29 protein-coding genes are annotated in these 26,712 nt (G+C 66.6%); 20 read left to right on the forward strand and 9 right to left on the reverse strand.

Features of this window, described 5'->3' with window-relative positions:
- Nucleotides 1-61: 61 nt before the first annotated feature.
- From ACR5MH_RS18685 to ACR5MH_RS18735, 11 genes are all read left to right on the forward strand, one after another.
- Nucleotides 62-1,498 carry a polysaccharide biosynthesis tyrosine autokinase gene (locus ACR5MH_RS18685; RefSeq protein WP_121263596.1) on the forward strand — a complete coding sequence of 479 codons (1,437 nt, stop codon included), beginning with the start codon at nucleotides 62-64 and terminating at the stop codon, nucleotides 1,496-1,498.
- On the forward strand, nucleotides 1,495-2,103 hold the full coding sequence (locus ACR5MH_RS18690) for a low molecular weight phosphatase family protein (protein ID WP_431348557.1): 609 nt from the start codon (nucleotides 1,495-1,497) through the stop codon (nucleotides 2,101-2,103). The genes ACR5MH_RS18685 and ACR5MH_RS18690 overlap by 4 nt, the downstream gene beginning before the upstream one ends.
- Entirely contained in the window at nucleotides 2,103-3,068 is a 966-nt protein-coding gene (locus ACR5MH_RS18695) for a hypothetical protein (protein WP_183080080.1), read from the forward strand. The genes ACR5MH_RS18690 and ACR5MH_RS18695 overlap by 1 nt, the downstream gene beginning before the upstream one ends.
- Before the next feature lie 107 nt (nucleotides 3,069-3,175).
- Nucleotides 3,176-4,657, forward strand: a complete 1,482-nt coding sequence (locus ACR5MH_RS18700; RefSeq protein ID WP_433862048.1) for a sugar transferase — start codon at nucleotides 3,176-3,178, stop codon at nucleotides 4,655-4,657.
- The gene (locus ACR5MH_RS18705; RefSeq protein ID WP_433862049.1) at nucleotides 4,581-5,627 is read left to right on the forward strand and encodes a hypothetical protein; all 1,047 of its coding nucleotides are present in this window, start codon (nucleotides 4,581-4,583) and stop codon (nucleotides 5,625-5,627) included. The genes ACR5MH_RS18700 and ACR5MH_RS18705 overlap by 77 nt, the downstream gene beginning before the upstream one ends.
- Nucleotides 5,624-7,030 (forward strand): hypothetical protein, encoded by a 1,407-nt coding sequence (locus ACR5MH_RS18710; protein WP_431348561.1) that lies wholly within the window; start codon nucleotides 5,624-5,626, stop codon nucleotides 7,028-7,030. The genes ACR5MH_RS18705 and ACR5MH_RS18710 overlap by 4 nt, the downstream gene beginning before the upstream one ends.
- Complete coding sequence (locus tag ACR5MH_RS18715; RefSeq protein ID WP_431348562.1) at nucleotides 7,027-7,446, forward strand: hypothetical protein; 420 nt, start codon at nucleotides 7,027-7,029, stop codon at nucleotides 7,444-7,446. Before ACR5MH_RS18710 ends, ACR5MH_RS18715 begins: the two co-directional genes overlap by 4 nt.
- Nucleotides 7,359-8,033: a glycosyltransferase gene (locus ACR5MH_RS18720; protein ID WP_431348563.1), complete on the forward strand. Its 675-nt coding sequence runs from the start codon at nucleotides 7,359-7,361 to the stop codon at nucleotides 8,031-8,033. Before ACR5MH_RS18715 ends, ACR5MH_RS18720 begins: the two co-directional genes overlap by 88 nt.
- Nucleotides 8,034-8,051: 18 nt before the next feature.
- Nucleotides 8,052-9,083, forward strand: a complete 1,032-nt coding sequence (locus ACR5MH_RS18725; protein ID WP_433862050.1) for a glycosyltransferase family A protein — start codon at nucleotides 8,052-8,054, stop codon at nucleotides 9,081-9,083.
- Between the two features lie 70 nt (nucleotides 9,084-9,153).
- On the forward strand, nucleotides 9,154-9,864 hold the full coding sequence (locus ACR5MH_RS18730) for a hypothetical protein (protein ID WP_431348565.1): 711 nt from the start codon (nucleotides 9,154-9,156) through the stop codon (nucleotides 9,862-9,864).
- A 17-nt stretch (nucleotides 9,865-9,881) separates the two neighbouring features.
- Nucleotides 9,882-10,343, forward strand: coding sequence for a polysaccharide biosynthesis C-terminal domain-containing protein (locus ACR5MH_RS18735; RefSeq protein WP_433862051.1), 462 nt, complete (start codon nucleotides 9,882-9,884; stop codon nucleotides 10,341-10,343).
- A 65-nt stretch (nucleotides 10,344-10,408) separates the two neighbouring features.
- Here ACR5MH_RS18735 and ACR5MH_RS18740 read toward each other — a convergent pair whose 3' ends face one another.
- From ACR5MH_RS18740 to ACR5MH_RS18755, 4 genes are all read right to left on the reverse strand, one after another.
- Entirely contained in the window at nucleotides 10,409-11,530 is a 1,122-nt protein-coding gene (locus tag ACR5MH_RS18740) for a glycosyltransferase family 4 protein (protein WP_183080079.1), read from the reverse strand.
- A gap of 189 nt (nucleotides 11,531-11,719) precedes the next feature.
- A complete protein-coding gene (locus tag ACR5MH_RS18745; RefSeq protein WP_431349461.1) occupies nucleotides 11,720-12,304 on the reverse strand; it encodes a glycosyltransferase in 585 nt (194 codons plus the stop codon).
- The gene (locus ACR5MH_RS18750) at nucleotides 12,202-12,816 is read right to left on the reverse strand and encodes a glycosyltransferase (protein ID WP_431348568.1); all 615 of its coding nucleotides are present in this window, start codon (nucleotides 12,814-12,816) and stop codon (nucleotides 12,202-12,204) included. Before ACR5MH_RS18750 ends, ACR5MH_RS18745 begins: the two co-directional genes overlap by 103 nt.
- Nucleotides 12,813-13,403, reverse strand: a complete 591-nt coding sequence (locus tag ACR5MH_RS18755) for an acetyltransferase (RefSeq protein WP_121263586.1) — start codon at nucleotides 13,401-13,403, stop codon at nucleotides 12,813-12,815. Before ACR5MH_RS18755 ends, ACR5MH_RS18750 begins: the two co-directional genes overlap by 4 nt.
- A gap of 45 nt (nucleotides 13,404-13,448) precedes the next feature.
- On the opposite strand from ACR5MH_RS18755, the gene ACR5MH_RS18760 reads away from it, so the two are divergent.
- The 6 genes from ACR5MH_RS18760 (at nucleotide 13,449) to ACR5MH_RS18785 (ending at nucleotide 20,272) form a co-directional block, all read left to right on the forward strand.
- The gene (locus ACR5MH_RS18760) at nucleotides 13,449-14,690 is read left to right on the forward strand and encodes a glycosyltransferase family 4 protein (protein ID WP_431348569.1); all 1,242 of its coding nucleotides are present in this window, start codon (nucleotides 13,449-13,451) and stop codon (nucleotides 14,688-14,690) included.
- Between the two features lie 38 nt (nucleotides 14,691-14,728).
- Nucleotides 14,729-15,757: a GDP-mannose 4,6-dehydratase gene (gene gmd, locus ACR5MH_RS18765; protein WP_431349462.1), complete on the forward strand. Its 1,029-nt coding sequence runs from the start codon at nucleotides 14,729-14,731 to the stop codon at nucleotides 15,755-15,757.
- A 1-nt stretch (nucleotide 15,758) separates the two neighbouring features.
- On the forward strand, nucleotides 15,759-16,730 hold the full coding sequence (locus tag ACR5MH_RS18770) for a GDP-L-fucose synthase family protein (protein ID WP_431348570.1): 972 nt from the start codon (nucleotides 15,759-15,761) through the stop codon (nucleotides 16,728-16,730).
- Nucleotides 16,731-16,768: 38 nt separating this feature from the next.
- A complete protein-coding gene (locus ACR5MH_RS18775) occupies nucleotides 16,769-18,574 on the forward strand; it encodes a DUF4012 domain-containing protein (protein ID WP_431348571.1) in 1,806 nt (601 codons plus the stop codon).
- A gap of 41 nt (nucleotides 18,575-18,615) precedes the next feature.
- A complete protein-coding gene (galE, locus tag ACR5MH_RS18780; RefSeq protein ID WP_433862052.1) occupies nucleotides 18,616-19,419 on the forward strand; it encodes a UDP-glucose 4-epimerase GalE in 804 nt (267 codons plus the stop codon).
- A gap of 421 nt (nucleotides 19,420-19,840) precedes the next feature.
- Complete coding sequence (locus ACR5MH_RS18785; RefSeq protein ID WP_431348573.1) at nucleotides 19,841-20,272, forward strand: flagellar protein FlgN; 432 nt, start codon at nucleotides 19,841-19,843, stop codon at nucleotides 20,270-20,272.
- Here ACR5MH_RS18785 and ACR5MH_RS18790 read toward each other — a convergent pair.
- The 3 genes from ACR5MH_RS18790 to ACR5MH_RS18800 form a co-directional block, all read right to left on the reverse strand.
- Nucleotides 20,230-20,496 carry a hypothetical protein gene (locus ACR5MH_RS18790; RefSeq protein ID WP_433862053.1) on the reverse strand — a complete coding sequence of 89 codons (267 nt, stop codon included), beginning with the start codon at nucleotides 20,494-20,496 and terminating at the stop codon, nucleotides 20,230-20,232. The genes ACR5MH_RS18785 and ACR5MH_RS18790 overlap by 43 nt on opposite strands.
- A 226-nt stretch (nucleotides 20,497-20,722) precedes the next feature.
- Complete coding sequence (locus ACR5MH_RS18795) at nucleotides 20,723-21,007, reverse strand: heme-binding protein (RefSeq protein ID WP_431348575.1); 285 nt, start codon at nucleotides 21,005-21,007, stop codon at nucleotides 20,723-20,725.
- Complete coding sequence (locus ACR5MH_RS18800) at nucleotides 20,952-21,125, reverse strand: heme-binding protein (protein WP_431348576.1); 174 nt, start codon at nucleotides 21,123-21,125, stop codon at nucleotides 20,952-20,954. The genes ACR5MH_RS18795 and ACR5MH_RS18800 overlap by 56 nt, the downstream gene beginning before the upstream one ends.
- A gap of 184 nt (nucleotides 21,126-21,309) precedes the next feature.
- Between ACR5MH_RS18800 and ACR5MH_RS18805 the strand changes: the two genes are divergently transcribed.
- Nucleotides 21,310-21,789 (forward strand): hypothetical protein, encoded by a 480-nt coding sequence (locus tag ACR5MH_RS18805; protein WP_431348577.1) that lies wholly within the window; start codon nucleotides 21,310-21,312, stop codon nucleotides 21,787-21,789.
- Nucleotides 21,790-21,880: 91 nt separating this feature from the next.
- On the opposite strand, the gene ACR5MH_RS18810 is transcribed toward ACR5MH_RS18805, so the two are convergent.
- Complete coding sequence (locus tag ACR5MH_RS18810; protein WP_431348578.1) at nucleotides 21,881-22,540, reverse strand: response regulator transcription factor; 660 nt, start codon at nucleotides 22,538-22,540, stop codon at nucleotides 21,881-21,883.
- The gene (locus ACR5MH_RS18815; RefSeq protein ID WP_433862054.1) at nucleotides 22,537-24,141 is read right to left on the reverse strand and encodes an ATP-binding protein; all 1,605 of its coding nucleotides are present in this window, start codon (nucleotides 24,139-24,141) and stop codon (nucleotides 22,537-22,539) included. The genes ACR5MH_RS18810 and ACR5MH_RS18815 overlap by 4 nt, the downstream gene beginning before the upstream one ends.
- Nucleotides 24,142-24,496: 355 nt before the next feature.
- Between ACR5MH_RS18815 and ACR5MH_RS18820 the strand changes: the two genes are divergently transcribed.
- Both ACR5MH_RS18820 and mctP read left to right on the forward strand, forming a co-directional pair.
- Complete coding sequence (locus ACR5MH_RS18820) at nucleotides 24,497-24,706, forward strand: DUF3311 domain-containing protein (RefSeq protein WP_431348580.1); 210 nt, start codon at nucleotides 24,497-24,499, stop codon at nucleotides 24,704-24,706.
- Complete coding sequence (mctP, locus tag ACR5MH_RS18825) at nucleotides 24,703-26,379, forward strand: monocarboxylate uptake permease MctP (RefSeq protein ID WP_431348581.1); 1,677 nt, start codon at nucleotides 24,703-24,705, stop codon at nucleotides 26,377-26,379. Before ACR5MH_RS18820 ends, mctP begins: the two co-directional genes overlap by 4 nt.
- Nucleotides 26,380-26,712 lie beyond the last annotated feature (333 nt).

Here is a 26,712-nt window from a genome sequence, read left to right on the forward strand (position 1 = left end):
CGGTATGCGAAAATATTCGGGAGCCTCGACCGACGGGCGCTGACATTGGGGAAGGCTGGCCGTGGAGCTACGTGACTACATCACCGTGATGCGTAAAGGGTGGGTGCTCATCGTCATCCTCGCGCTCGCGGGTGTCGCTGTGGCTGCCGCGTTCTCCGTCTTGAAGAAGCCCGACTACTCCGCTTCCGCGCAAGTCTTCGTCTCCACACAGAGCAGCGGGACGGTCGCCGACCTCGCCCAGGGGAGCACCTTCACGCAGCAGCGCGTGAAGACGTACGCCGACCTGGTGAAGACTCCGATCGTCCTGCTCCCGGTCGCGTCGAGTCTGCATTTGAAGATGACGTCGGACGACCTGTCGACGCTCGTGACGGCGGACGCCCCGCTCGACACCTCCCTGATCTCCATCACGGTCACCTCCACCGACCCGGTGGAGGCGGCGAACATTGCGAATGCCACTTCGCAGAGCCTGACCAACGTGGTGCAGCAGATCGAGTCGACGGGCGCGACCAAAGAGCCTCAGGTGAAGCTGACCCGTGTCACCGAGGCGGAGGTGCCCAACGCCCCGGTCAGCCCGAACGTGCCGCTGAACACCGCGCTCGGCCTCCTCGTCGGCCTCGCCGCAGGGATCGGGCTCGCCGTGCTCCGCCACGCCCTCGACACGCGGGTGCGCAACGAACAGGATGTTGAGCAGATCGACAGCGCGCCCATCGTCGGCGGGATCGCCTTCGACCCGAAGGCGGCGCAGCGTCCCCTGATCGTCCACGCCGACCCGCGCAGCCCGCGGGCCGAGTCGTTCCGCACTCTCCGCACGAACTTGCAGTATCTCGATCTCGAGGGTCGCGCCCGCTCCTTCGTGGTGACCTCCTCGATTCAGTCGGAGGGTAAGAGCACGACCACCGCGAACCTCGCCATCGCGCTCGACACTGCAGGCAGCCGTGTGCTCGTCGTCGACGCCGACCTGCGCCGGCCGAAGCTCGCCGATTACCTGGGCCTCGAGGGCGCCGTCGGACTGACCGATGTGCTGATCGGCCGCGCACAGCTGAAGGACGTGGTGCAGCGCTGGGGGCGCAACAGCCTCTACGTGCTGCCTGCAGGTCACATCCCGCCGAACCCCAGCGAACTTCTCGGCTCGCACACCATGGCCAGCCTCATCGAGACGCTCGAGAAGCAGTTCGACTATGTGCTGTTCGACGCGCCGCCGCTGCTGCCGGTGACGGATGCGGCCATCCTCGCGCGCAAGGCCAGCGGTGCCATCGTGGTCGTGGCCGCCGGCCAGACGCACAAATCGCAGCTCTCCGGCGCGGTCAGCGCGCTGCACAACGTCGGCGCCACCGTCTCCGGCTTCGTCATGACGATGATGCCCACGTCCGGCCCCGACGCCTACGGCTACGGACGATACGGGTACGCCTCCGGATACGGCTACACGCAGGACACCCCGGCGAAAAAGACCAAGCCGAAGAGCCGCCGGCGCGCTCCCGCGGGTGCTGCGGCGCGATGACCGACATCGTGCCACCCGGCATCGCAGACGAATTCACGGTGCTCGTGGTGTGCTCGGGCAACATCTGCCGATCTCCCCTCGCCGAACAGTTGCTGGCCGCGCGCCTTAAGGCGTCTGGGCGGCCCGTGCGGGTATCGAGCGCAGGGACGGTCGCGGAGCAAGGCTTCGCGATGGACGCAACAGCGGCTGAGATTTCACGTCGATACGGGGGCGACCCGTCCGCGCACGCGGCACGTCCGCTGACGGAAGAGCTCATCGCGGACTCCGGGCTCGTGCTCACGGCCACCCGTCAGCACCGAGCAGCGGTCGTCTCCCTGCTTCCCCGCGCCTCTCGGTACACGTTCACGCTCGCCGAGTTCGCGCGGCTGTCCGGAGGCCTGGCCGGGACCCTCCCGGACGGCGTCGTGGATGCACCCTCGCTCGTGGAGGCCGTGGCGGCGGAGCGCGGCCACGTCTTGCCGCCGGAGGATCCATCCGACGACGACATCGTCGATCCCTACCGGCAGACGCCCGACGTGCATGAAGCGGTCGCCGCGCGAATCGACTCTCTCGCCGGAATCGTCGCGGGCGCATTCCGCGCGCTGCCGTCAGAGGGAGCACGCTAGTGGCACGGTCGCGAATCGCCGCTCTGCCGCGCAGAGCGCGCGCCCGTCGGGTCGCCGTCATCGTTCTGATCGTCGCGTTCCTGGCGGTGGACGGCGTCCTCATTGCCATGGCGGCGACGGCTGCGGGCGTTAAGCCGCATGGCACGCTGGCGCCGATCCCGACCTTCTCGAGCATGCCAACGCCGACGCCCACGCCGGACGGCACGCCGACTCCCGCTCCCTCGTCGACGACGGTGGCGGCCACGATTCCGTCGACCGCGGTCTCCCCGCGCTTCCTGGCCGCCGTGAGCGCGACCACCGCGTGGAGGGCGACGCCCGGCTCATGCACGGGGACCCCGGCGGTCGTCGAGGAGACCACCAACGGCGGCGGGACGTGGGTTCGGGCCGACCTGAGCAAGATCTCCGCCCGCACGGTCCTGTTCCTGAGCGGAGGCGCGACGAGCGCCACCGTCGTCTCCGGGGCCACCAGTTCCTGCACACCCGCGTTCTTCGCGTCGTTCACCAGCGGCAGATTCTGGGCGCCCTACCCGGACCGGGTGAGCGAGGCCTCCTACATCGACCCCGCCACGCACGCGCTGTACGTCGCCGGCACGACGACGCCGTCGCCGTGCGCCGACCCGCGCCAGGTGGCGCACACCTCCACCGCCACGGCAGTCGTCTGCCCCGGCGAACTGGAGGCCCGCACGGGTTCCGGCGCGTGGGTGGGCATCCCGGTCCCCGGTCTCCTTGCGGTCGCGGCCGCCCCGAACGGCTGGGTGGTCGCCGTCTCCGGCGTCGGCGGTTGCGCCGGCGTCGCTGTTCAGGCCATGGACGGGTCACTCCGTCCTGGCATGTCTGTCACCACGACCGGGTGCGCCGTTGCGGCGACGCCGGTCGGTGTCACTCTCAGTCAGAGCGGACCGACGCTCTGGTTGTGGAGTGGTGACAAGACATTCGTCTCGTCAGATTCGGGTGCGAATTGGTGAGGTGACCGATGGGGATGGAAGTCGAGCAGGGGGCGCGCCGGGGATCCGGCCGCGGCTCGACGCACGCCTGGAGCGCGGAGTTCGCGAGACGTCTTATGATCACAGACGTGCTCGTGCTCATCTGGGTCGTGTTCGGGGTCCAAATCGAGTGGTTCGGCCTCGACAGCGCGGTCGTGTCGTCGACGGTGCGCAATGTGAATGACCTCGCAATCGGCTATACGACGGTGTCGGTCATCCTGATCGTCGCGTGGATGATCATGCTTCACGTCTTCGGCACCCGCGACTACCGAGTGATCGGGGGCGGCAGCGCCGAGTACCGCCAGATCGCGTCCAGTGCGATGTACCTCTTCGGGCTCATTGCGATTGTCGGCTATCTGTTCAAGATCGATCTCGCGCGGGGCTACATCCTCATCGCATTTCCACTCGGTATCGTCGTTCTGATCTTCTCGCGGTGGATCTGGAGACAGTGGCTGAGCGCGAAACGGGAGCAGGGCCTGTATTGCGCACGCGTCCTCGTGGTGGGATCGTTGCCGACAGCCAGTCACATTGCTCGAGAACTCGCGCGGCACCCAGAGGAGGGTTACCTCGTCGTCGGTGCGTGCGTGCCGGATGGCCAGGCAGGCACGACCCTGGCGGGGACATCCGTGCCGGTCGCCGGTGACATTGGCGAGGCGCTGAGCGTGCTCGACGAGGTCGGAGCGGACACGGTCGCTATCACAAGCTCGGGAGAGCTGGGTCCGAGCGGGATCCGCCAGCTCGGCTGGGGTCTGGAGGCTGGGGAGCGTCATCTGATCGTGGCGCCGGCGCTGACGGATGTCGGCGGCCCGCGCATTCACACGCGTCCAGTGGCGGGGCTGCCGCTGATCCACGTTGAGACTCCGAAGTATGACGGCACCACGCTGCTCGCGAAGCGCACTTTCGACATCGTCGGGGCCATCGCGCTGTTGATTGCGCTGTCACCCCTGCTGGTGACCGTGGCGGTGCTGGTTTGGTTGACGAGTCCGGGCCCTGTGTTCTATGCGCAGGAGCGCATTGGTCTGAATGGCAAACCGTTCAGGATGTTGAAGTTCCGTTCCATGAAGGTCAACGCCGACGCGGAGCTCGCTGCGCTGCTCGCCGCGCAGGGGCGCGACGATCGACCGGGTTTCAAGATCCAGAACGATCCGCGCATCACTCCGGTCGGCCGCTTCCTGCGCAAGTACTCGCTCGATGAGTTCCCGCAGCTGTTCAACGTGCTGTTCGGTCAGATGAGCCTGGTTGGTCCGCGCCCACAGCGCGAGGGCGAGGTCGCTCTGTACGACGCGGCTGCGCACCGACGTCTGCTTCTGAAGCCCGGGATGAGCGGGCTGTGGCAGGTAGGAGGGCGTTCCAGTCTCAGTTGGGAGGACTCCATTCGTCTCGACCTCTACTACGTCGAGAACTGGTCCCTGGTCAGCGACCTCGTCATCCTGTGGCGGACGCTGAAGGCGGTCGTCAGGCCGGGGAGGAAGCACATTGAGTGTCACGCTGATCGTGGAGCCGAACCAGTCCGGGCACCGGCTGTACTACGTCCGACTGCTGGCGCAGGCGGCGGTGGCCCGCGGCGATGAGGTGGTGCTCGCGCTTTCGGAGGCCGCGTCGGCGACGGATGAGTCCGGCCTGCACCTGTCCGGAATCGCCGAGTCCGTCACGATCGTCAGCGCTCGTGACTTCGGGGTAGACGCCGTTGCCGAGTTGAGCAGGCGGTACGACGCTGCGATCACGGTCGTTCCCGACGGTGACCGATTCGCGATGCGGCTGGCGCGAACCCGCGGCGGGTGGAGCGGCCAGGGCGCGCTGTCGGTGCTGATCATGAGGGAGGTCGCCCAACCGGGGCGCCTCAGCATGGTCGTGGCTGCCAAGTCTCGGATCCGCACTGCGCTCTTCCATCGCGCTTCCCGGCTCCCCCGCGTGCGCCTGAGTGTTCTCAAGTCCGCCACGTGGACGGGTGACTCCATGTTCGCGTGTGCACCCGATCCCGTGTCGCTCGCGTGCGGCGACGATGACATATCGGAGCTTCGCGCGGCCTGGAACCTGGAGGACGACCGCTATTGGTTCGGGGTGCTGGGCGCGATCTTCGATCGCAAAAATGTGCCCCTTGTCGCACGCGCTCTGCGCGCGGCCGAGGCGCAGAACAGCGGTCTATTGATCGCGGGACGTTGCGATCCGGAGGCGGCCAGGGCGATGGCTGGACCGCTGGCGGAACTGACCGCAGCCGGCGCGAAGGTGGTCGTGGTCGATCGGCTCCTTTCGGAGCTCGAGCTGGATGCGGCGGTCACCGCAGTGGACTGCGTCGTACTCGCGCACTCCAACGAGGGGCCGAGCGGCCTCTTCGGCAAGGCTGCCGCGGCAGGGACGCGTGTCGTCGCCGCCGGAGCGCTCAGCCTACGCGAGGACGCCCGCCACGTGCCATCGCTCGCATCCTGGGTGCCGCTGGACGAAACGGCACTCATGGGTGCCATGAGAAGGGCGCAGGCTCTCCACCGGCCGACGGCGGTTTTTGCCCCCGAGAACGCCCGATTCGCCGAGGCTCTGCTGTGAGTAGTCAGATGCGGTGGATTGTTTTCGGAACGCTGGTCGTAGCAGCGGCGGTCGTTGCTCTTATCTCATTTCCGATGGCGTGGCTGGGCGTCTTGGCTCTGCTGCTCGTGCCACTTCTCAGTCGCGCTGACGGGCGACTACTCCTTTATGTCGGGGGCACCCTGACGGTGTTTCAGAGTTCAGCGGGGATCTCGGCGCCGAAGGTCATCTTCTTCGTAGTCGCGGGCGGGATCGGCGTGTTTGCCCTCTTCAACTCGATTCGGCATTTTCGTGAGCCGTGGGCGCGACCGTTCCGGGCCGCCATGGCGGGGGCGGGCGTCATTTTCGGGCTGACGGTCCTCGCAACGATTGTGGGGCTGCTGCAGGGAGTCGTGCTTTCTGAAGTCATTCGCGACGGAGTCACGTACCTCTTGATAGCCGCCGCCGTCCCCGTTGCGTTGGATGCAGCGCGAGTCATGAATACGAGGGCAGTGCGTCTTCTGACGATCGTCGTCACAAGCGTCAGCGGTGCCTCGCTCATGCTGCACGAACTGACCCTACGCGGTGTCAGCAACGTTGCCGTCGACAAGCTTGTGGCGCCGTCGATGATGGTGCTTTCGGCTGGGGTTGCATTGGCCTGTGTTCGCGGGTTCGAGGGCCGCAGGCTCAAGTGGGGATGGCTGGGGTTCGGAGCTGCACTCGTAGCCTTTGTGCTCGCCAGCGGAAGCCGCGAGGGGCTTGTGCTGCTCGCTGCAGCGCTGCCGGTAGTCGGAATCGCATTCAGGCGAAGAAGCGGAGTATTCCGGCTCGTGGTGGGGGTTGCAGGATTCGCAGCTGGCCTCGGACTTCTCGTCGTCCTGGCAGCTTCGACCGTTACGAGTTCGAGCTTTCTCCAGAGCAGGTTGCAGGCCAGCCTGGCGGTGCTCCAAGGTGGCTCGCTTCAAGACGCGTCTGGAATCATTCGGGCGAGAGCGACCGCGTATGCACTTGATGTGTGGTGGCCGAACTGGGCTGTAGGAGTCGGGTTCGGGCACGTCTTCCCCGACCCGAATCCTGGTGGAGGAACGGCAGATTTCCAGGTCGATAGTTCGGCCACGTTACTTGCCAAATTCGGTTTGATCGGCTGTGCGCTGCTTCTGGTCGGCGTGCTTCTCATCGTTCGCAGTGGCTGGGGACGCTTCGGTTCGCTGCCGCGACTGTCCGAGCAGGGGGTAGCGATTGGTGCCGTTGCGGTTTGGTTCGCTCAACTGTATTTCGGGTCCCCCACCGAGGATCGCGGTTTCTCGCTGGCGGTTCTGATGATTGTCCTCCTCCTGGCGGCTCGCGCACGGGAAGATGCTTCCGCAGAGGCGCGGGATCTGCAGAAGCCGCCAGGGATCCTCGAGCATCCGAGCGTTGCACAACGTGGCGGCGTCGTCCCATGAAAATCGTCCAGGTTCTCCTCAGCAAGCGCATTGGGGGCGCTGAAACGCTCGCGGCGTCGCTGGAATCCGAGTGGTCCACGGTTGGCGTCGCCAGCGAGATCGTTTACCTCGATGAGGACGGGTCTTCGAGCCATCCGCTTTCGCGAGTGCGTCGCCTAGTGAAGACGCTGCATTATCTGAAACCCGACGTCGTGGTCGCACATTCGGCACTGCCCGCGGTCTATGCGCGCATCTGCGGTCCGATCGGTGCTCGAGTGTATTCGGTTCTCCATAGCGCCAGCGATGATTTCGAGGACATAAAGCTGAAAGTTGCCGAACGAGTGCTCCGATGGCGCACGCACGGCGTGATCGCGGTCAGCGCCCCCAGGCGCAGAGGTATCGGTCACGATTCGGCGGCTCCGTTCCGATCCATGTGATCCCCAACGGAATACCACGCGAGTTTCGCCGGCCACGCGAGCAGGCGACCCGGCCTGCGATGATAATCGAGGTAGCGCGAGTCGTCGCTCAGAAGCGCCCGGATGTTTGGCTCACTGCTGTCGCTGAAGTGCTGGACGCCTACCCCCAACTCGACGCGGCGTGGTGGGGACCGCCTTCCGGCGACACGGGCTTCGACGAGGAACTCGCGGCCAGCGCGTCACGTGCCGGTCTGGGGCACGTATTCCAGGGCCCGACGAGCACGCCGGCGTCCGCCTATGCCCGGGGAGACATTCTTGCGCACGCCGCGACTAGAGAGGCGCACAGTGTCGGACTGCTCGAGGCCGCTGCTATGGGCTTGGTCGTCGTCTGTTCGACTTCGGTCGCTCGCGATCTGCCGAACGATTTCCCGGCTGTGACATTCCGCGACGAGGACCCGGGCCATCTCGCGAGCCGCCTCGGCGAGGTGATCGCGGAGTGGGAGCCACATTCACGTCGCGCCCACGCATACGCAGCGGAGATTGCTGCAACCTACTCCGCCGAAGAGTGCGCTCGCCGATATCTTCGCATTCTCGGCGGTGCCGGTTGACGGAAAGAGAGATGAACGGTGACGGAGACCATGCAGCTGCGCTTGGGTGAACTCGCAAATCGCTGTGGGGCCTTCTCCCCCGAGACGATTGTGAAGGTTGAGCGGTTCGGCTATTCGACCGGTCTGGCCCCGCGTGTGACGATCATCATTCCGGTGCACAATCAAGCTGAAGTAATTCGGACTCATCTCGAAGCGATCCGTGACGCAACCGCTGAGGCGCACGAGTTCATCGTCATCGCCGATGGATGCACCGACTCGTCCGCAGAAATCGCGACGGCGTGGGGGCGGGAGGCGAACATGGGTGTACAAACGATAGGCATCACGATCGTCCGTATCGATGATGGTGTTTTCGAAACCATGTCCGACACCGTGGGCGCAGCGCTAGCAAGAGGCGAGTACCTCATCGAGGTCCAAGCTGACATGCTTGTCTGGGAGCGCGGGTACGATCGGGTGCTCATTCGCGCGCTGGAAAGCTCTCCAGAACTGATAGCGGTGAGTGGGCGGGGTGGTCACGCCTTCGGCCTCGTCGTGCCCGGGCACTCGGCGGGGCTGGTGGGGCCTGCATCTCGGAAGGTATTCGGGCTCAAGGCGAAAATGCTGAAGCGTTACCGCGCGAATCGGGCTGAGCTCCACCTGAGTGACAGCATCGGCCGCATCGGCGCGCTGATCGAATATCCTGCGATCGTGACGGGCCGCCGTATGGTCTACGTTCACGAAACCGTGATGCGCGGCCCGTGGGCCATCAAACGAGCTGATTTCGGCATGCTCGAAGGATTCGACACCGAACGCTTCTTTCTCGGCAATGACGATCACGACCTCGCCATGCGTGCGCTCGTCGAGCACGGGAGGCGAGTCGGTTTCGTGCCGCTCGGCTTCGACTCGCCAATCGACCTCGGCTCGACGCGCGCACCACGGCCGCCTGAGGCCCAGCGCAGATTCGCGGAGTTGAAGCGGTATTACGACGCGAGATTCGCCGACAGTACGCTGGCACGTCGCATTGACGGCCTCAAGGCACCTCGTCGATATCGTGTCGAGGTCGCGCCAGAATGACCGACGAGCCAGACACGCCCGCCGTCGATGTCGGAGCACCCGGTAGTCATCGATTTGAGCCGAAGCGGGGGTGGCGACCCAGGCGATCATGCTCGCCGGCACGACTGGTCTCGCCCAGCTGATCACCGCGGCCATGTACATCGCCGCGGCACGAGGCGTCGCGCCCCGCGAGTACGGACTGGTCGTGACCGCGATCTCAATTGGGATGGCTGCCGTCGGATTCGCCGATTTCGGTACGAATGCCCTGTGGATACGAGAACTCGCCCGAGGACGACTGTCGCCTGCCGGACTCGGCCCCCGGATTTTCACCAAGCTCGCGCTGATCGGCGTGTGCAGCGTCGTATGGTTGCTCATCGGGCTTGTCGTGTCGCCGGGGAGCCTCATCTGGGCAGCTGGTCCGATCGCGATCGCGATCCTTGCCAATCAGACCTCGCAAGTTCCGCTTCGAGGCGCGGGTCGCGGTGATCTGGCGGCGGTCAGCGTCCTCTGCGACCGGGTTTCCGGAGCGATTGCCATGGCGGCGCTCATCGTCGCCGGTGTCTCCACCTCCACAGCGCTCTGGGTCAGCCTGGTCATGGGTTCGTTGATCGCAGCGGTGGTCGGATGGATGTTGACACCGAGGGGGGACGAGCGCGGATTCGGGGTCGGCTATGGGCGAACCCATGGTCGGGTGCAGGCTACTTCGGTCTGTACGGGGTGTCGACCAGCGCCCAGTCGCTTGACATTGCGGTCATGTCAAGCTTTGGCGGGCCGGCTGTCGCCGGCGTTTACGGCGCTGTGAATCGATGGACCCAACCAATGGGTCTCCTCGTCGGCGCATTCTCATCAGCGTCCGCTCCCTACATCGCACGGTCGAACACGTGGCATGTCGCCTGGTCGCATGTCCGTTCCGCAATCTGGCTTCCGCTCGCCGCAATTGCAACGTGTCTGGGTGTCGTGATGTTAGCTCCCTATCTGGTGCCCGTCTTGATCGGCCCCAAATATGCAGGATCTGTTGGGGTGCTCCAGATCCTGGCGCTCGCTACGATTCCCGGCATTCTCAATCAGCCGTTGGCGGTGTTTCTTCAGGCCACCGGTCTCGACCGAATCGTCGCGATCATCATGACCGTGAACGTGGTGATCGCTCTTGTTCTGATCGGAGTCTTGTCGGGCCTCTTTGGTGCGGTCGGCGCAGCGGTCGCTGCCCTTGTGACGCAAGGATTCGTTGCGACGGCGCTGATCGTTATCGCCGCGCGCCATAAGCCGCGTTTCCAGCGTTGAAGCGAAAGTACGCTCTTTACAGCCGCTAGTAGCGCCGGAGTTAGGTCAGATTAAGTAGATGCCAATCAGTACTTGGTTCCGTCAGCCGAGATCGACCGGTCACTCACGCGCAGGGCCTGTTCGAAGACGGTCGCAAAACTACGTGGAGTCATCGCGAGAATCGGCGGGTCGCTGATCGGCCCGTTCCAAGCGTCCTTGCTCGCCTGCATCCCTCCGGCCAAGGACTCGACGCTGGTGTCGACAATGTGGACACCCGGCATATCAGCGACTGATGCCGCGACGCCAGCGGTCCGAGAGATCACCACATGCAGCCCGGCGGCCAGCGCCTCATTAGCCACGAGCCCCCATACCTCTTCGGTCGAGGCGAGTGTCAAAGTGTTATGTCTGGCGAAGAGGCCAGCGATCTCGGAGTACGGGATGTGCCCGGTGAACTGGATGCGTTGGGCAACGTTCAAGCGCTCCGCGTCGGTGTGGAGGGCGTTCTCCTGGTCGCCGAGGCCGGCGATCGTGAGTGAATCGTCCGGCGAGGCGATTCGCGCGAAGGCTTCGATCAGCCCACGCACGTTTTTTCGCGCGATGAGCTGCCCCACATACAGGAAACGGTGGCCAGCCGAATCGGGCGATCGGGGAGACACAGTCCGAGCAGCTTGCGCTCGCTCGGCGATTCCTTCGACATCGACGGCATTAAACCCGACATCGATCCGCGTCGCGTCCACCCCCATGGCGAGAACCGCATCGCGCGCTGCTATGCCGGGCACGACCACGCGATCGAGGAGCTTGAAAAAGCGTCGTCTGGTGGCGGCGATCGGCCCGCGTCGGTGACGCTGAGTCGAGAGTGTGGACTCGTAGAAGCCGACGGTTCGTACTCCGCGGAGCTTGCACCAGATCAATGCTTGCCAGTACGCGGGGGATTCCCACCCCGCCAGCAGCACGGCATCCGGTCGGTACCTCGCGAGGAAACCGACGCGCAGCGCCGTGTAGTACGAGCTTTCACCACGGCTGACACGCGCCGTCGGAAGCTCAGCAACCTCGTAAGTAGGGGCGTCGTATTCCGCCCATTCCCGTCCGCGGTTGGTGCCACCTCGACGGAACCGGGCCTGGTTCTCTAGCAGAAGGACCGTGAGTTCGGTGGACTCGGCCAGCGCATCCCACACCGGCCGCCGGTAGGGGGCGGCGACATTCGTCATCCAGACGACCCGACGGAGTGTTCCCGATTCCGACTGAGTGTTCACGTGTCCCTGCAATTTGGCCGGCTGTGTTGACGCGACGTTCTTGGGGCACGTCGCACAGATCATCGGAAGCCTAGAGGGTGCAAGGAAACAAAAAGGTAAACCATTGCTGCCGTCCAGGCTTCCTGAACCAATTCGCAGATCCGCTTACGCGTAGTGCCTCAGTAGTGCCTCCCCGACGGCCTCGATGCTGAACACCTCGGCCACCGCCCGCGCGGCGTTGCGGACCGTTGTATCCCTGAGCTCGTGATCGGCGAGCAGCCGCGCGACCGCCTCGGCGAGCTCGGCGGGGCTCCCGTCGGTCACCAGCGCGGCCTCGCGTTCGGCGAGCACCCCGGAAATGCCGCATCCCGCGGTGAGGACGACCGGCACCCCGGCTGCCATGGCCTCGAGCACGGTCATGGGGAAGACCTCGGCGATGCTCGGAAGGACGTACACATCGGCGCGGGCGAGGCGCTCCGGCGCGCGGCCCGGGGGAAGAGCACCCTCGTAGGTCACCGCTCCGGCAAGGTCTTCGGATTCGACGAATGCGCGCAAGGTCTCGAGGTCGCCCTCATCCGGGCCGATGACGGTGAAGTGCGCGCGCGCGCCCCGCGCCACGAGTTCGCGCGCCATCTCCGCGAACGCCATCACGCGCTTTCCCGGATGCAGCCGCGCGAGGAACAGCACTTCGGGAACATCGGTCGCCCGGTGGATGCGCGCACGTGGAGCCGCAGGGACGCCGTTGGCGATGCGCTCGGGCCGGGGCCCCCGCCCGTCATGGCGATCAGATCCGCGACCTCTGCGTCCGTCAGCGCGAGCGAGACGCGCGCAGCGCGCAGAACCGCCCGCGTCGCGAGGGCATCGAAAATGCGTGCCTTCAGACGCCGATCGGGCCGCACCATCCCGTGCGGCTGAACGACGAACGGAAGGCGACGGCGCTGCACCAGGAGCGCCACCGGAAGAGTGATCAGGTCGCGTGCGAGATGCACGTGGACGATGTCGTAAGGATTGGCCGACAGGAACTCCCGCACCAGGGAGGCCGAGAACAGGCCGCTGAAGCCGCCGACCGGGAGTCGCCGCACCGGGAACAATCGCACCGTCACACCGGGGACGTCGACCGTTGCCACGCCATCCCAGCCGGCCAGTAGCTCCACGGTGTGCCCGCGCCGTGCCAGCTCCTCCGCCTGAGCCATCGCGACTGCGACAGGACCGCCGAACGCGCCGTCCGCCGAGATGTAGGTGACGACGTGCGCGATTCTCATGAGGCGGACTCATCGAAGCGCGTGCCCACGATCGTGCTGTCTAAGCCTGAGACGACGGAGTTCGCCGGCACGGTTCCCGAAACGATCGACATCGGACGTACCAGCGCCGAGCGACCGATGTCGGTGCCGCCCAGCACGATACAGCGCGAGGTGATCCACACACCGGCGTCGATACGGATCGGTCGTGTCAGCAGTGCCATATCGCGGCGGTGCGCGTGGCTGCCCGTCGTCAGAAAGGTCTCCTGCGAGATGACGACGTCGTGCCCGACGTAGATGTGATCCTGATTGTGGAACCAGACCCCTTCGCCGATCCACGTGTCGCGCCCGATGTGCAGCTTCCACGGGAACCGGACGCGCGTGCGTGGCCGGAAGACTACGCCGTCGCCGATATCGGCGCCGAACAGCCGGAGCACGCCGACACGGAGGCGGGACGAGACTTGTAATGGGTTGGTCACGAACAGGAGCTCCGCGAGCCCCCACAGGTATACGACCCAGGCCGGGCGCCCCCAGCGTGCACGTTCGCCGGGCGCTGCAGCGAGGCTGATGACCGGAACCGGACTCGGCCGCTCCAGCCCCTGATCGTTCATTTCGCGCTCCCTGTCGTCAGCACGGACCTGGGGTACTGTTTCAGCGTGTCCCCGCAGCCGCTTCGCATCACGATCTTAGGCCTTCACTATGCCCCTGAGCGGACGGGAAACGCGCCGTACACGTCATCGCTCGCCCGAGGGCTGCGGGAGCGGGGTTACGACGTGCGGGTCGTCACGGGTCACCCTCATTACCCAGACTGGAGGATTTGGCCTGGGTTCGGTCAGTGGACCCGGCGTGAGAGCGTCGACGGTGTCCCGGTCGCGCGCCTGCGGCACTACGTGCCGCGCAGGCCGACTGCGATGACGCGCCTGCTGTCCGAGTTGAGCTTCGGCGTGCGCCTGCTGTTCGCGAGGTGGGGCCGTCCCGATGTGGTGCTGCTCGTTTCGCCTGCGCTCTTCTCCACGGTGGTCGCGATGGGTCGCGCTCGCCTCAGCCCCAAGCGGCCGGGCATCGGGGTCTGGGTCCAGGACCTCTACAGCCGCGGTGTCGCCGAGACCGGTGCGGGAGGCCGCAGAGCCGTGGGCCCCATGACTGCTGTCGAGTCCAGCACACTGAAGGCGGCGGACGGTGTCGCCGTTATCCACGAGCGTTTCAAGACCGTCGTGACCTCGAGCCTGCGGGTCGATCCCGAACGGGTGGCCGTCATCCGCAACTGGTCGCACCTGCCTGCGATCGTGCACGACAGCCGGGACGAGGTCCGCGCCCGTCGCGGCTGGCGAAACGACGAGGTTATCGTCCTTCACGCCGGCAATATGGGTGCGAAGCAGGCGCTCGAGAACGTCGTCGACGCCGCGAAGGTCGCGGACGAGCGCGGCGTCGACCTCCGCTTCGTCCTGCTCGGCGACGGCAATCAACGCGAGCGCCTCGAGTGGCTCGCGCAAGGCGTCGAGCGCATCGAGTTCATCGACCCGCTCCCCGACGAGGAGTTTCAGCGCACACTGGCGAGCGCGGACATCCTGCTCGTCAACGAACTGCCGGGGGTGGCGGAGATGGCCGTGCCGAGCAAACTCACCTCGTACTTCGGGACGGGCCTCCCCGTTCTCGCTGCCACCGACAGTGGCAGCGTCACCGCGAGCGAGATCGCGGCGTCGGGCGGAGGCGTCCGCGCCGACCCGGGCAAACCGCGCGAACTTGTCGAGGCCGCCCTCCAGTTAGCGGCCGAACAGCAGACACACAACGCGATGGGAGCAGCGGGCCGCGAGTTCCGCCACGTGCACCTCGCGGCCGAAATGGCGATCGCCCGGTATGCTGAGTGGCTGGCGGGCCTTGCCGTTTCCCGACGATGATGCCTGAGTATCCGCCAATTTGCCCGACGGGGGAGTCATTGAGCAAGCGCGCGTTCATCACGGGTATCACCGGGCAGGACGGGTCCTATCTGGCTGAACTGCTTCTGAAGAAGGGTTACGAAGTCCACGGCCTTATCCGCCGCGCGTCGACCTTCAATACCGGACGCATCGACCACCTCTACCGCGACCCGCATGACCCGAAGGCGAAGCTCTTCCTGCACTACGGCGACCTGAGCGACGGCGCGCGGCTCGTGAGCCTACTGAGCGAGCTCAAACCGGACGAGGTCTATAACCTCGGCGCCCAGTCCCACGTGCGGGTCTCCTTCGACGAGCCTGAGCACACCGGTGACACCACCGGGATCGGTTCGACGCGGATGCTCGAAGCTGTGCGTGTCTCGGGCATACACACCCGCTTCTACCAGGCCTCCTCGTCCGAGATGTTCGGGGCGACCCCTCCGCCGCAGGATGAGGACACGCCGTTTTATCCGCGCTCACCCTACGGCGCCGCGAAAGTGTACAGCTACTGGATCACCCGGAACTACCGCGAGGCATACGGGATGTTCGCCGTCAACGGCATCCTCTTCAACCACGAGTCACCCCGACGCGGAGAAACCTTCGTGACCCGCAAGATCACGCGCGCCATAGCTGAGATCAATGCCGGCCGCCAGGAGCACCTCTACCTCGGAAACCTCGACGCCATCCGCGACTGGGGATACGCCGCCGAGTACGTCGAGGGCATGTGGCGCATGCTCCAGGCCGACCAGCCGGACGACTTCGTCCTGGCCACCGGTGTGAAGTACACCGTCCGCGAATTCCTGGAGACCGCGTTCTCGCACGCCGGCCTCAACTGGGAGGACCACGTCAGATTCGACGATCGCTACCTGCGCCCGACCGAGGTCGACGCCCTGATCGGCGATGCCTCCAAGGCGAAGCGCGTTCTCGGCTGGGAGCCCACGGTCGACGCCGGGCAGCTCGCCCGCATCATGGTCGAGGCAGACATCGAAGCGCTTGGGCAGCCGGGAACCGGCTGGATCGACCGGGTCGAGCTCGACAGTTGGGCGGCCTGACGTGGCAGAGGAGGGGTTCCGTCCGGCGCCGCTGGACCGCGACGCGACCTTCTACATCGCCGGTCACCGCGGTCTCGTGGGCTCGGCACTGTGGCGCAACTTTGAGGCAGCAGGCTTCTCCGGATTGGTCGGCCGCTCGTCGTCCGAGCTCGATCTGCGCGACCGCGACGCGGTCTTCGCGTTCTTCCGTGAGACGAACCCGCGCTATGTCGCCCTCGCCGCAGCCAAGGTCGGTGGCATCCTGGCCAACAACACGTACCCGGCCGACTTCCTGAGCGAGAACCTGCAGATCCAGGTCAACGTGATGGACGCGGCCGTCGAGGCCGGTGTTCAGCGCCTGCTGTTCCTCGGCTCGTCGTGCATCTACCCCAAGTTCGCTCCACAGCCGATCCGCGAGGACTCCCTGCTCAACGGCCACCTCGAGCCGACGAACGACGCGTACGCCATCGCGAAGATCGCGGGCATCCTCCAGGTGCAGTCGGTGCGCCGCCAGCATGGCCTGTCGTGGATCTCGGCGATGCCGACTAACCTCTACGGCCCGGGCGACAACTTCTCGCCCACCGGCTCGCACGTGCTCCCTGCGCTCATCCGTCGCTACGACGAAGCCCAAGCGGCCGGCGCCGGATCCGTCACCAACTGGGGCACCGGCACGCCGCGCCGCGAGTTCCTCCACGTGGACGACCTCGCGGCGGCCTGCCTGCACCTGCTCGAGAACTACGACGGCCCGGATCAGGTCAACGTCGGCACCGGTACGGACATGACCATCCGCGAGATCGCCGAGACGATCGCACGCCTGGTCGGCTTCGTTGGCGAGACGCACTGGGACTCCTCCAAGCCTGACGGAACACCGCAGAAGCTCCTCGACGTGACCAAGCTCGCCGACGCCGGCTGGACGTCGCAGATCGGGCTCGAGGAAGGCCTGCGTTCCACGATCGACTGGTACCGGGACAATGAGCGCACCCTCCGCCGCTGACCTTCCGCGCCTGGTCACGGCCGCGATCGGCTGACACCATGCCGGCCAGTCATTCCGTGCCCCCGCGCCGCCGTGCGAGCGGGTGGGTGATCGTCCGCTGGTGCCTGCTCGGGCTCATTCTGGCCCTGGTGTTCGTCATCGCCTGGGTGGGAGTGCGGGGGATGATGGCGAAGGCCGACCTGGATGCGTCGGTGTCCCTCGCGAACACCTTGCGGCGGCAGCTCGTCAGGGACGACGTCGCGGGTGCCCGCGCGTCGGCGAAGACGCTCCAGCAGCACGCGGACTCGGCCCGGGACCTCACGGGCGACCCCGTGTGGCGGCTGACGGAGCTGATCCCGCTCGCAGGTCCCAACCTGACTGCTGTGCGGCAGGTGTCCATGGTGCTCAGCGATGTCTCCGATCACGCCGTCGTCCCGCTCGCCGATGTCGCCGGGAAGGTTGCGCTCTCACACTTCAAGCCGGTCGGCGGATCGGTCGACGTGCAGCCGCTCGTCGCGGCGCAACCCGTCGTCACCTCATCGGTGTCCGCCCTCGAGGACGCGCTCGCGCACGCGAGGCGGATCGACACCACGCGGACCGTCAGCCAGGTCGACGCTGCCGTCGCCAAGCTGGTCGATGTGCTCGGCAAGGCGGCCGAGCAGGCCTCAGCTGCCGACAACACCGTGCGTCTGCTGCCGGTGATGATCGGATCGGCCGGCCCGAAGACCTATGTGGTCCTGTTCCAGAACAATGCGGAGCTGCGTGCCGGTGGCGGGATCCCCGGTGCGGTCGCCCTGGTCCACGCCGAGAAGGGCCGGCTCTCGCTCCTCGACCAGACGAGCGGCTCCAGCTTTCCGATGGCCGCATCGTCCGTGCTCCCGCTGCCGGTCGAGACCCAGGGACTGTACGGCGAGATCACCGGCCGGTACATGCAGGACGTGACGCTCACGCCCCAGTTCCCGCTCAGCGCCCAACTCGCCCGCGAGTTCTGGAAGCGGCAGTACGGCGTGACCGCCGACGGCGTCATCTCGATCGATCCGGTGGCGCTCAGCTACCTCCTGTCGGCGACTGGCCCGATCTCCCTTGACTCAGGCGATGCCCTCACCAGCGCCAATGCGGTAAAGCTGCTGCTGAGCGACACGTATGCCCGGTATCCGAGCGTCGCGCAGAAGGACGCCTTCTTCGCCTCGGCGGCGGCAGCGGTGTTCCACAAGATCGCGAGCGGCGCGTTCGACCCGAAGGCGATGATCGCCGCGCTCGCGCGTGCGGCCTCTGAGCGGCGTGTCCTGATCTGGAGCGCCGACGCGGCTCAGCAGAAGGTGCTCGGGACGACGACTCTCAGCGGAACGCTGCCTGTCAGCACTCCGGCGAAGCCCGCCTTCGGGGTGTACCTCAACGACGCGACCGGTGCGAAGATGGACTATTATCTTGACGTCAAGACGGCCATCGGCCAGGCGGTTTGCCGCAAGGACGGCCGGGCGACGTGGTCGGTCCAGGTCACGTTGACGAGTACAGCGCCGGCGAACGCGGCGTCCACGTTGCCCGCGTACGTCAGTGGAGGCGGCGACTACGGCGTGCCCCCTGGGAGCGTCCGTACCAGCGTCTCGGTGTATGCGCCGCCCGGGAGCCTGTTCACCGGGTCTACGGCACGTGGAGCGGATGCTCCCGTGCACTCGACCACAGATACCGGGTACCCGGTCGGAACGTATGAGACGCAGCTCGCCCCTGGTCAATCGAGCGTGGTGACGCTTCACTTCCTGAGCGCAGGGCGGTCCACCGGGCATCCGGTTCTGACCCAGACGCCGGTGATCGACCTCCACCCTGCCGCTGTTCTCCCCGTGACGTGCGGCACGACGGGCCATTGACACCGGCAACCCTCCGCTGCTTCGGCTGCTAGCCTTGGGCGATGCCTATTCTGGTGGTCGGAGCGGCGGGCTACATCGGTTCCCACATCGCTCACGCTCTCGTCGAGCGCGGCGAATCGGTGGTCGCGGTTGACGACCTCTCGACGGGGTCGTCCCAGCGGCTCGGTCGCCTCCCACTCCACCGCATCGACGTGACCTCGGCCGAAGCCGTCGGTGCGCTCTCGGAGTTGATGCTTGAGAAGCAGGTGGATGGTGTCATCCACCTAGCGGCCAGGAAGGCTGTCGGCGAGTCGACTCGCGAGCCGCTGCTGTACTACTCGCACAATATCGATGGGGTGGTTAATGTTGCCGCGGCGATGGCGGCGGCCGGAGTGAGGCAGGTCGTGTTGTCGTCGACGGCCGCGGTCTACGGCGAGAGCGGTGAGGCGCCCCTCACGGAGGACGCCCCGACGAACCCGATTAATCCGTATGGGCGCTCGAAGCTCGTCGGGGAGTGGGTGCTCGGCGACTCTGCCGCGGCGTACGGTCTCCGGGCAGCGAGCCTGCGGTACTTCAACGTCGCCGGAGCCGGAGACCGTGCGTTGGCCGACCGCGGCTTGACCAATCTCATCCCGCTCGTGGTGGACGCCGCGCAGCGCGGGTCTGCCGTGGAGATCTTTGGCGACGACTTCCCGACTCCTGACGGCACCTGTGTACGAGACTACGTTCACGTGGCCGATGTGGCAGCTGCGCATCTGGCGGTCCTTGACCGTCTGCGCAACGCACGGGAACCCCATCGGGTCTACAACATCGGCGGGGGGCCGGGTCGAGCGTTCGCGAAGTGGTGGACGCTGTCCAGCTGGTGAGCTGCCGTCCTGTCGCATTTCGGATGGTGTCCAGGCGCCCCGGTGATCCGGCGTCGGTTGTGGCTGACGTGTCGCGCGCCCGGTCGGAACTTGGGTGGGGCCCACGACACGATCTCTTCGGCATCGTGGCCTCGGAGTGGGCCGCCCGGACCACGAACGCCGTTACCCGGTCCGCTTGACGGTGTTATCGGTTACACCGACCTCGAATCCGAGAGTGCCCGACGCCGTTCCGACGCCGGGTCCGGGCCGAAGTCAAGGCCACGCTTGAACTGAAATCAACAGTCGTGACGCGCGCCTTTCCCCTGACGCCAACGGCCCCACACGCCGCACTCGGCTCACGCCGGGACGGCACGTATTGTGTATGCAACGCGGCCCCGCCCGGGCCGACCACCCGACGTGCGCCTCACGAATGGAACTGCCGATGACGATGAACGAGGCCAACGAGCTGACGGCCCAGCTCTGGCGGCAGCGGGAGCTCCTGGAGATGCTGCTGTTCAAGTACGAGGAGGAGCGGCTGCTGCGCTCGGCCGGGATGACCCGGTGGCTCGCGCACGCCTCCCGCGAGATCGAAGTGGTGACCGAACGCCTGAATAAGTCCAGCCTCTCGACCGCCGTCGCGATCTCGAGCCTCGGCGAGTCCTGGGGCCTGCCTCGCGGCGCGCTCCTGCGCGACCTCGCCGAGGGGGCGCCGAACCCGATGTGGGCCGAGATCTTCACCGACCACCTGCGTGCCCTGGTCGACGTCATCACCGAGATCCGCGAGGTCCGGGCCCAGGCGAACGCCACCTACCGCGCGAACGGCGAGATCGATCACACCGAGCAGACCGCACGGTTGATCGACACCGTCCTCTGAGACGGATCAGGCGGTGACCCGCTCCGTGACCGCGGCGGGTGCGCGGTGAACTCCGCGAGCTTGGCGAGGTAGGCCGACCGCTTCGTCCGGGGGTTCCGGTCGGGCAGTGGGAGCACACCGGCGTCGCGGTCGAAGTGCAGCAGCCAGCCCTCGTGCAGCAGCTTCATCGCCTCGTTCCGCGCCAGCGACACGGCCGCGTGCGTGACGCCGAGCTCGGCGGCCACGTCCTTGACCTGCGGCGTCGCGTTGATCGACAGGCGGAGCCACCAAGTCCAGCGGGAGGTCCCCTTCCGGCGTTGGTCCGCCGCGGGGCACGTCGCGACCCGCAACCCGTCTTGCCCTCGCCTTTCGAGTATGCAACGGGAGGGCTCGTTTGACGGCGGTGTGTGGTTTGTCAGCACGACGACGCGGGGTGGGAAGAATATCGCTCAGATCTCTTCGGGCGTCGCCCTATTCAGTGCCGCAGAGAAGAAGCTCGGCGCGATCCTTGCTGGCGCTCGCGCACGATTGTCCTCTTTTCACGGTACCGCCGCTCACCCCGATAGCGGCGATAACGTGGCCCTCGAGGCGGACGGGAGTCACCGTTCCGAAGATGATGAAGCGGCCGCCGCTGGAATGAAGGCCGAAGAGGGGCGCGCCCGGGACCGTCATGCGGGCCAGCCCGTCGGTACGGGCTCTGCTAGCACACGGTGTAAGCCTTATGCACTGCCAGGCTGGGTCCGGCGATCTCGGCACCGTCCATTCGGAGGAATGCTACGAGGTTGCCGCCCTCGTCGACCGCGGCGATTGAGACCTGCGCGCCGAGTCGGGTGACCTCGTCTTTGGCGGTTGCAAAAAAATACTTTCCTGGCATGTGACGCTGGCAGTTTGCATCGGTTTCCGTGCACGAAGGGGAACTGAGCTCCCGAGGTCGGATGGCGGCCTATCCTGGGATGAGATTGTTCTCATTCCGGTCTCCTCCTGGTCTCATCGGTGACCGGCAGATTCTTCTTGGGCCGAACAGAGCCCGAGGACAACGAAAGGCACTCCCCACCGAAATGAAGACGCTCACGAAGATCATCGTCGCCAGCACCACTGGCGTTCTCAGCGCCGGCCTCGCGACCGCGGGCGCGTTCGCCGCGACGGGAGCTTTCTCGGTTCAGGACCAGGCGGGCACCACGATCGCCGCCCATGGTGTCACCGGCACCGCCACGCACTCGGTGGATACGGCGAAGACCGCTGCAGAGCAGAAGGCGGACACCGTCCGCGGCGAGGTCTCGAAGGCCGTCGCCCAGGCGTCGGCGGCTCCCTCGGCGCTCCCCACCAACATCCCGTCCGTCGCCGGAACCGCGAGCGGCTCGGCGAGCACCGGTGGCACTGCCTCGGGCACGTCCGGTTCGGTGGCCGGTTCGGGTGAGGCGGCCGCCGCTGCCGGTACGTCCGGGCTGAACGCCACCGGCACGAGCACTGCCACGGTGGTCACCCCGCCGGCTGCCGTCGACGTGCGCGGCACCGCCTCGGTGACCGCCGGTCACTGACCCCACTGCTGGGAAAGGGGGCGAGAAAGGCTCGGGTGCCTTCTCGCCCCCTTTTCTGTGCGTGGGTTGCGCGGCTGTGGGGCGCGGCCGCTCAGGTCGTCAGACGGTAGCCCATCCCGCGGACGGTCTCGATGCGTTCGGCGCCGATCTTGCCGCGGAGGTACCGCACGTAGACGTCGACGACATTCGATCCGGGATCGAAGTCGAGTCCCCACACCCGGCTGAGCAACTGCTCGCGGCTCAGCACCTGACCGGCGTGGGAGAGCAGCTCCTGCGCGAGGGCGAACTCCCGCGCCGACAGGTCCTGCGTGGTTCCCGCGGCCGTGATGCGGCGGGTGCGCAGATCCAGCTCGAGGTCGCCGGCCCGCAGCACGTCGGGGGCTTCCGGGCGCGGGGTTTTCAAGTGCAGTCGGATGCGTGCCAGCAGTTCGTCGAACCGGAATGGTTTGGCCAGATAGTCGTCGGCGCCGCCGTCCAGGATGCTCACGACATCCCGGCCGCTCGTGCGGGCGGTTAGGACGATGACGACCACGGGGTGTCCTTCGCCGCGCACCGCTTCCAGAACGCCGAAGCCGTCCAGGCCGGGAAGTCCGAGGTCGAGGACCAGCAGATCGTGTGCCCCGGTCCGCACCTCGTCGAGAGCGGAGAGGCCATCGGTGACGGTGGTCACGGTGTAGCCGGCCGATCGCAGCCCCTTCTCCACGAAGGACGCGATCCGGGGTTCGTCCTCGGCCACCAGGACGCGGCTCATATCGTCTCCTCCGTGAGGGGTTCGTGTCGGTGTGGCGCGGGCGCGATGTCCTCGGCGCGTCCGCACAGAACGGTCAGCGTGAAGGTCGAGCCGTCGGGGGAGCTCGTCAGGTCGACGGCGCCGCCGTGCGCGTGCGCGATCGCGGTGACGATGGCGAGGCCGAGGCCGGACCCGGACGTTCCACGTGTGCCGTCACCGCGCTGGAACCGCTCGAAGATGCGGGCTCGATCGGCTTCGGGGATTCCCGGCCCGTCGTCGCGCACCCAGGCGCGGAACAGGATTCCCGCGCGTCCCTGGATCCGCTCGCTTCCCAGCCGGATAGCGCCGCCGAGTGTGGAGTACTTGACGGCGTTCTCGGCGAGCTGGAGCCACGCCTGCGTGATACGGCGCACGTCGAGCGCACCGATGCCTTCGGCCACCTGTTCGGTCGTCCACGGACGGTCAGGGGCAAGGGCGGCGGCTTTAGCGGCGACCGCCCGGGTCAGGTCGGCGAGGTCGGCCGGGGCCGGGTCGACGAAACCGGGGCCGCGGGACTCGGCGAGCAGCGTGATCTGTGCAACGAGCTCGTCCATCCGGTCGAGCTCGTCGACGGCGAGCTGCTGCACGGCGCGCACTTCCGCCGGGTCCGTCGGGTCCAGCAGCTCGAGATGCCCGCGGACGATCGTGAGGGGCGTCTTCAGTTCGTGGCCCACGTCGTCCAAGAGCTGGCGTTGCGAGGCGAACGACTCCTCCAACCGGTCGGACATCCGGTTGAAGCCCGCGGCCAGGAGGGAGAGATCGTCGCCGCCGCGGACCGGGATGCGCTGGCCGAGCTCGGTCGCCGAGAGGCGGTCCGCGGCCTCGCGCAGGTGACGGACCGGGCGCAGCAGACGTCCTGCGACGAACCACGCGACGAGACCGGTCAGGGCGAGCGCGCACGCCGCGACGATCGCGTAGGTGCGGAACGGGCTCGCGATCGCGGTGAGGACGGTGTCGAGGTCGTACGCCGCGACGTACAACCCCTGCGTCGGATCCCCCTTCACCGTCACCGGGATGATCGCGTAGCGCAGCGTGCCCCGATCCGACGCGGCCGTGCCCATCACCACAAAGTTCGAATCGGCCTCGCGTGCGAACCGTTCGACGAGCCCGGGGTCCCGGTCGAGCCGGAACGGCAGTTCGCCGCCCGGAACGTACGCGGCCTGACCGGCGACAATCCCCAGCGCGCTCTCGGAGGGGGCGGGAACGACCTGCTGGATGAGCGATCGCAGCAGCACATCCACACTCTGCTGCGCGGCCGGCTGCGCCTGGGCGGCGATCGCCTTCACTTGATCGAGGTTGCGGATCAGGTCGCTGTCCACCTGCGCCAACGCCTGCTGACGCTGGACGAAGTAGGTCGCCACCCCTGCCACCGCCAAACCAATCCCCGCAGCAAGGACGATCGCCACCACGATCCGCGCCCGCACCGAGAAGACGGGCCGCCTCGACGAATCGCCCATCGCACGGCGGGGTCTTCGTCGGGGCATGCGCCCATTATCCCGTGGGATAAAGTCCCGCGCGAAGCATTTCTGGCTCGCGCCGATAACGACGGCTACGTCTCGATGTCGGCGCATTTGAGCCCGCATGATCCCATCGAGTTTGTTGCGCCCTGTCCTATCAGCATCTCAGCCCTGAGCGGGCGATCAAGCAGATCCTCCGGGACGCACAGCCCTTTGGCGCAGGCTCACGAAGAGTCGCACCGTGACAACCTGGCGGCGCTGTCACGATACCGTGGCCGTGACGTGCAGCACACGCCTTCCCGAATTACCTGCACTTACGCAAAGACCGGTGTAGCGTATCCGGCAAAGAAGCCGTTCTGGCGGCCTCCCAATGGCCCAGCGGGCTGCTGGGGGGACGCTTCGAGGTGAGGAGACGCCGATGTCATCGCCTGGAGTTCCGACACGGGGGCCTGCGCGCCCTCTGCCCTATGTGATTTCGGGTGTGCTGCTCGTGATCGCGATCGTGTTGCCCTTGCTGGTGCCGATCTACGCGCGTAGCGAGCCGGCGCTCGGCGGCATCCCGTTCTTCTACTGGTATCAGATGCTGTGGGTGCTGATCGACTCCGGGCTGCTCTGGATCTGCTACGCCCTGATCGTCCGTGAGGATCGGCGACGCCGGGCTGCGGTCCGGCCTCCGGAGGTGGAGGAATGATCGCCGCAGCGGCGTCGGGCGCCCGGCCCGTGAACGGTGTGGCGCTCACCGTCGTCATCATCATCTTCGTGATCGTCGCGATCATGGGCTTCGTCGCGGCGCGCTGGCGGGTCACTCCGGAGGAGCGTGGTCTGCGCACCCTCGACCAATGGGGTCTCGGCGGGCGCGGGTTCGGGAGTTGGATCACCTGGTTCCTGCTTGGCGGCGACCTGTATACGGCGTATACGTTCATCGCCGTTCCGGCAGCCATGTGGAGCACGGGTGCGGTCAGCGGTTTCTTCGCCGTGCCGTACACGGTGGTGCTGTACCCGATCGTCTTCCTCCTGATGGCGCGGCTCTGGTCGGTGTCGCACCGCCACGGCTACGTCACGCCTGCGGACTTCGTCGGGGGACGTTACGGGAGCAAGACGCTCTCGACAGCCATCGCCGTGACCGGGATTGTCGCGACGATGCCGTACATCGCTCTCCAGCTGGTGGGTATCAAGGCGGTGCTGACCGTCCTCGGTCTTGGCAGCGGCGCCAATGCGTTCACCCAGGACCTGCCGCTGATCATCGCGTTCGTCGTCCTCGCCGCCTATACCTATACGGCCGGGCTGCGCGCGCCGGCGGCGATCGCGGTGGTCAAAGACCTCCTGATCTACATCGCAGTCATCGTCGCGATCATCTGGCTGCCCACCCAGTTCGGAGGATGGGACGGGATCTTCAAGGCCGCCACCACGAAGATGACGGCGATCAACCCGGCGACGAACCTCCCAGTCGGTTCGGTGATCCCCGGGGCCGCGAGCTTCAACGCCTATTGGACGCTCGCGCTCGGGTCGGCCATGGCGCTGTTCATGTACCCGCACTCGGTGACCGGTGTGCTGTCCACGAAGAGCCGCAACACCATCCGGCGCAACGCAGTGGTGCTGCCGATCTACTCGCTGATGCTCGGATTCCTCGCACTCCTCGGGTACGTGGCGATCAAGGCGGGCACGAAGCCGATCGGACTCGACGGGGTCGTCAACCCGCAACTGGTGGTCCCGCAGCTCTTCATCGACAACTTCCCGTCGTGGTTCGCCGGTGTAGCGCTCGCCGCCATCGCCGTCGGCGCCCTGGTGCCGGCTGCGATCATGTCGATCGCCGCCTCCAACCTGTTCACCCGCAACATCTACCGGGACCTGTTCAAGCCGAACGCGTCACCTGCCCAAGAAGCGAAGGTGTCGAAGTTCGTCTCCCTCGTGGTGAAGTTCGGCGCCCTGCTGTTCGTGATCCTGATGGACCAGTCGGCCGCGATCAACATGCAGCTGCTCGGGGGCGTGTGGATCCTGCAGACCTTCCCGGCGATCGTGGCGGGCCTGTACACGCGCTGGTTCCACAGGTGGGCACTGTTCGCCGGCTGGGCGGTCGGCATCCTCTACGGGACGATCGCCGCGTACAACGTAGTGAACCCGGTGACGCACGCGCACTTCGGCGGGTCGATCGCCCCGTTCCCGTTCACCACCGTGCCGGTCTACATCGCCATCTCGGCGTTCGTCATCAACGCGATCGTCTCCGTGATCCTGACCCTGATCTTCCGGGCCGTCCGGGTGCCGGACGGCGTCGACCGCACGAGACACGCCGACTACGGCGCAGACGAGGGCGACCCCAAGGTCGTCGAGGTGCTCGAGCCGTACAACGCGACCCTGGACCGGTAAGGTCCGGAAGCGCGCGGCCGCAACCGGCGGAGGCGGCCCCCGCCGCCAGCCGCGGTCTGCGCTCGGCCCCATGGCACTTTGCGCTAACGCGGCTATTGAGCTCGCGAGCACACCCTGCCTGTCAACTGTGAGGGTCTTCCTGCGTCGAAAGAAGAGGCGTCCGTTTGCCCGGTGGCGGTGCAAGGAGTACCGCCGACGCGAACAAACGGGTGACCGTCGAAAGGCCCCGATCTGAAAGTATGTGCGTCTCACGCTCCACGCTTAAGTGCTCCCACCACTTCACGCCCAGGACCGCGTCTTCGCCCGACGTCGCGCTCCCCGATGACATCGCCT

Source organism: Streptomyces sp. L7, from assembly GCF_050990935.1.
GTDB lineage: Bacteria > Actinomycetota > Actinomycetes > Actinomycetales > Microbacteriaceae > Leifsonia.

Bases quoted from the DNA above. Each gene is read 5' to 3' on its own strand.
- ACR5MH_RS18720 (WP_431348563.1), top strand. From the start codon at position 7,359: ATGGCGCACGCACGGCGTGATCGCGGTCAGCGCCCCCAGGCGCAGAGG.
- ACR5MH_RS18715 (WP_431348562.1), top strand. From the start codon at position 7,027: ATGAAAATCGTCCAGGTTCTCCTCAGCAAGCGCATTGGGGGCGCTGAA.
- ACR5MH_RS18690 (WP_431348557.1), top strand. From the start codon at position 1,495: ATGACCGACATCGTGCCACCCGGCATCGCAGACGAATTCACGGTGCTC.
- ACR5MH_RS18805 (WP_431348577.1), top strand. From the start codon at position 21,310: ATGAAGACGCTCACGAAGATCATCGTCGCCAGCACCACTGGCGTTCTC.
- ACR5MH_RS18815 (WP_433862054.1), bottom strand. From the start codon at position 24,141: ATGCGGGCTCAAATGCGCCGACATCGAGACGTAGCCGTCGTTATCGGC.
- ACR5MH_RS18750 (WP_431348568.1), bottom strand. From the start codon at position 12,816: ATGAGAATCGCGCACGTCGTCACCTACATCTCGGCGGACGGCGCGTTC.
- ACR5MH_RS18755 (WP_121263586.1), bottom strand. From the start codon at position 13,403: ATGAACGATCAGGGGCTGGAGCGGCCGAGTCCGGTTCCGGTCATCAGC.
- ACR5MH_RS18810 (WP_431348578.1), bottom strand. From the start codon at position 22,540: ATGAGCCGCGTCCTGGTGGCCGAGGACGAACCCCGGATCGCGTCCTTC.
- mctP (WP_431348581.1), top strand. From the start codon at position 24,703: ATGATCGCCGCAGCGGCGTCGGGCGCCCGGCCCGTGAACGGTGTGGCG.
- ACR5MH_RS18785 (WP_431348573.1), top strand. From the start codon at position 19,841: ATGACGATGAACGAGGCCAACGAGCTGACGGCCCAGCTCTGGCGGCAG.
- ACR5MH_RS18735 (WP_433862051.1), top strand. From the start codon at position 9,882: ATGGGTCTCCTCGTCGGCGCATTCTCATCAGCGTCCGCTCCCTACATC.
- galE (WP_433862052.1), top strand. From the start codon at position 18,616: ATGCCTATTCTGGTGGTCGGAGCGGCGGGCTACATCGGTTCCCACATC.
- ACR5MH_RS18775 (WP_431348571.1), top strand. From the start codon at position 16,769: ATGCCGGCCAGTCATTCCGTGCCCCCGCGCCGCCGTGCGAGCGGGTGG.
- ACR5MH_RS18740 (WP_183080079.1), bottom strand. From the start codon at position 11,530: ATGACGAATGTCGCCGCCCCCTACCGGCGGCCGGTGTGGGATGCGCTG.
- ACR5MH_RS18800 (WP_431348576.1), bottom strand. From the start codon at position 21,125: ATGCCAGGAAAGTATTTTTTTGCAACCGCCAAAGACGAGGTCACCCGA.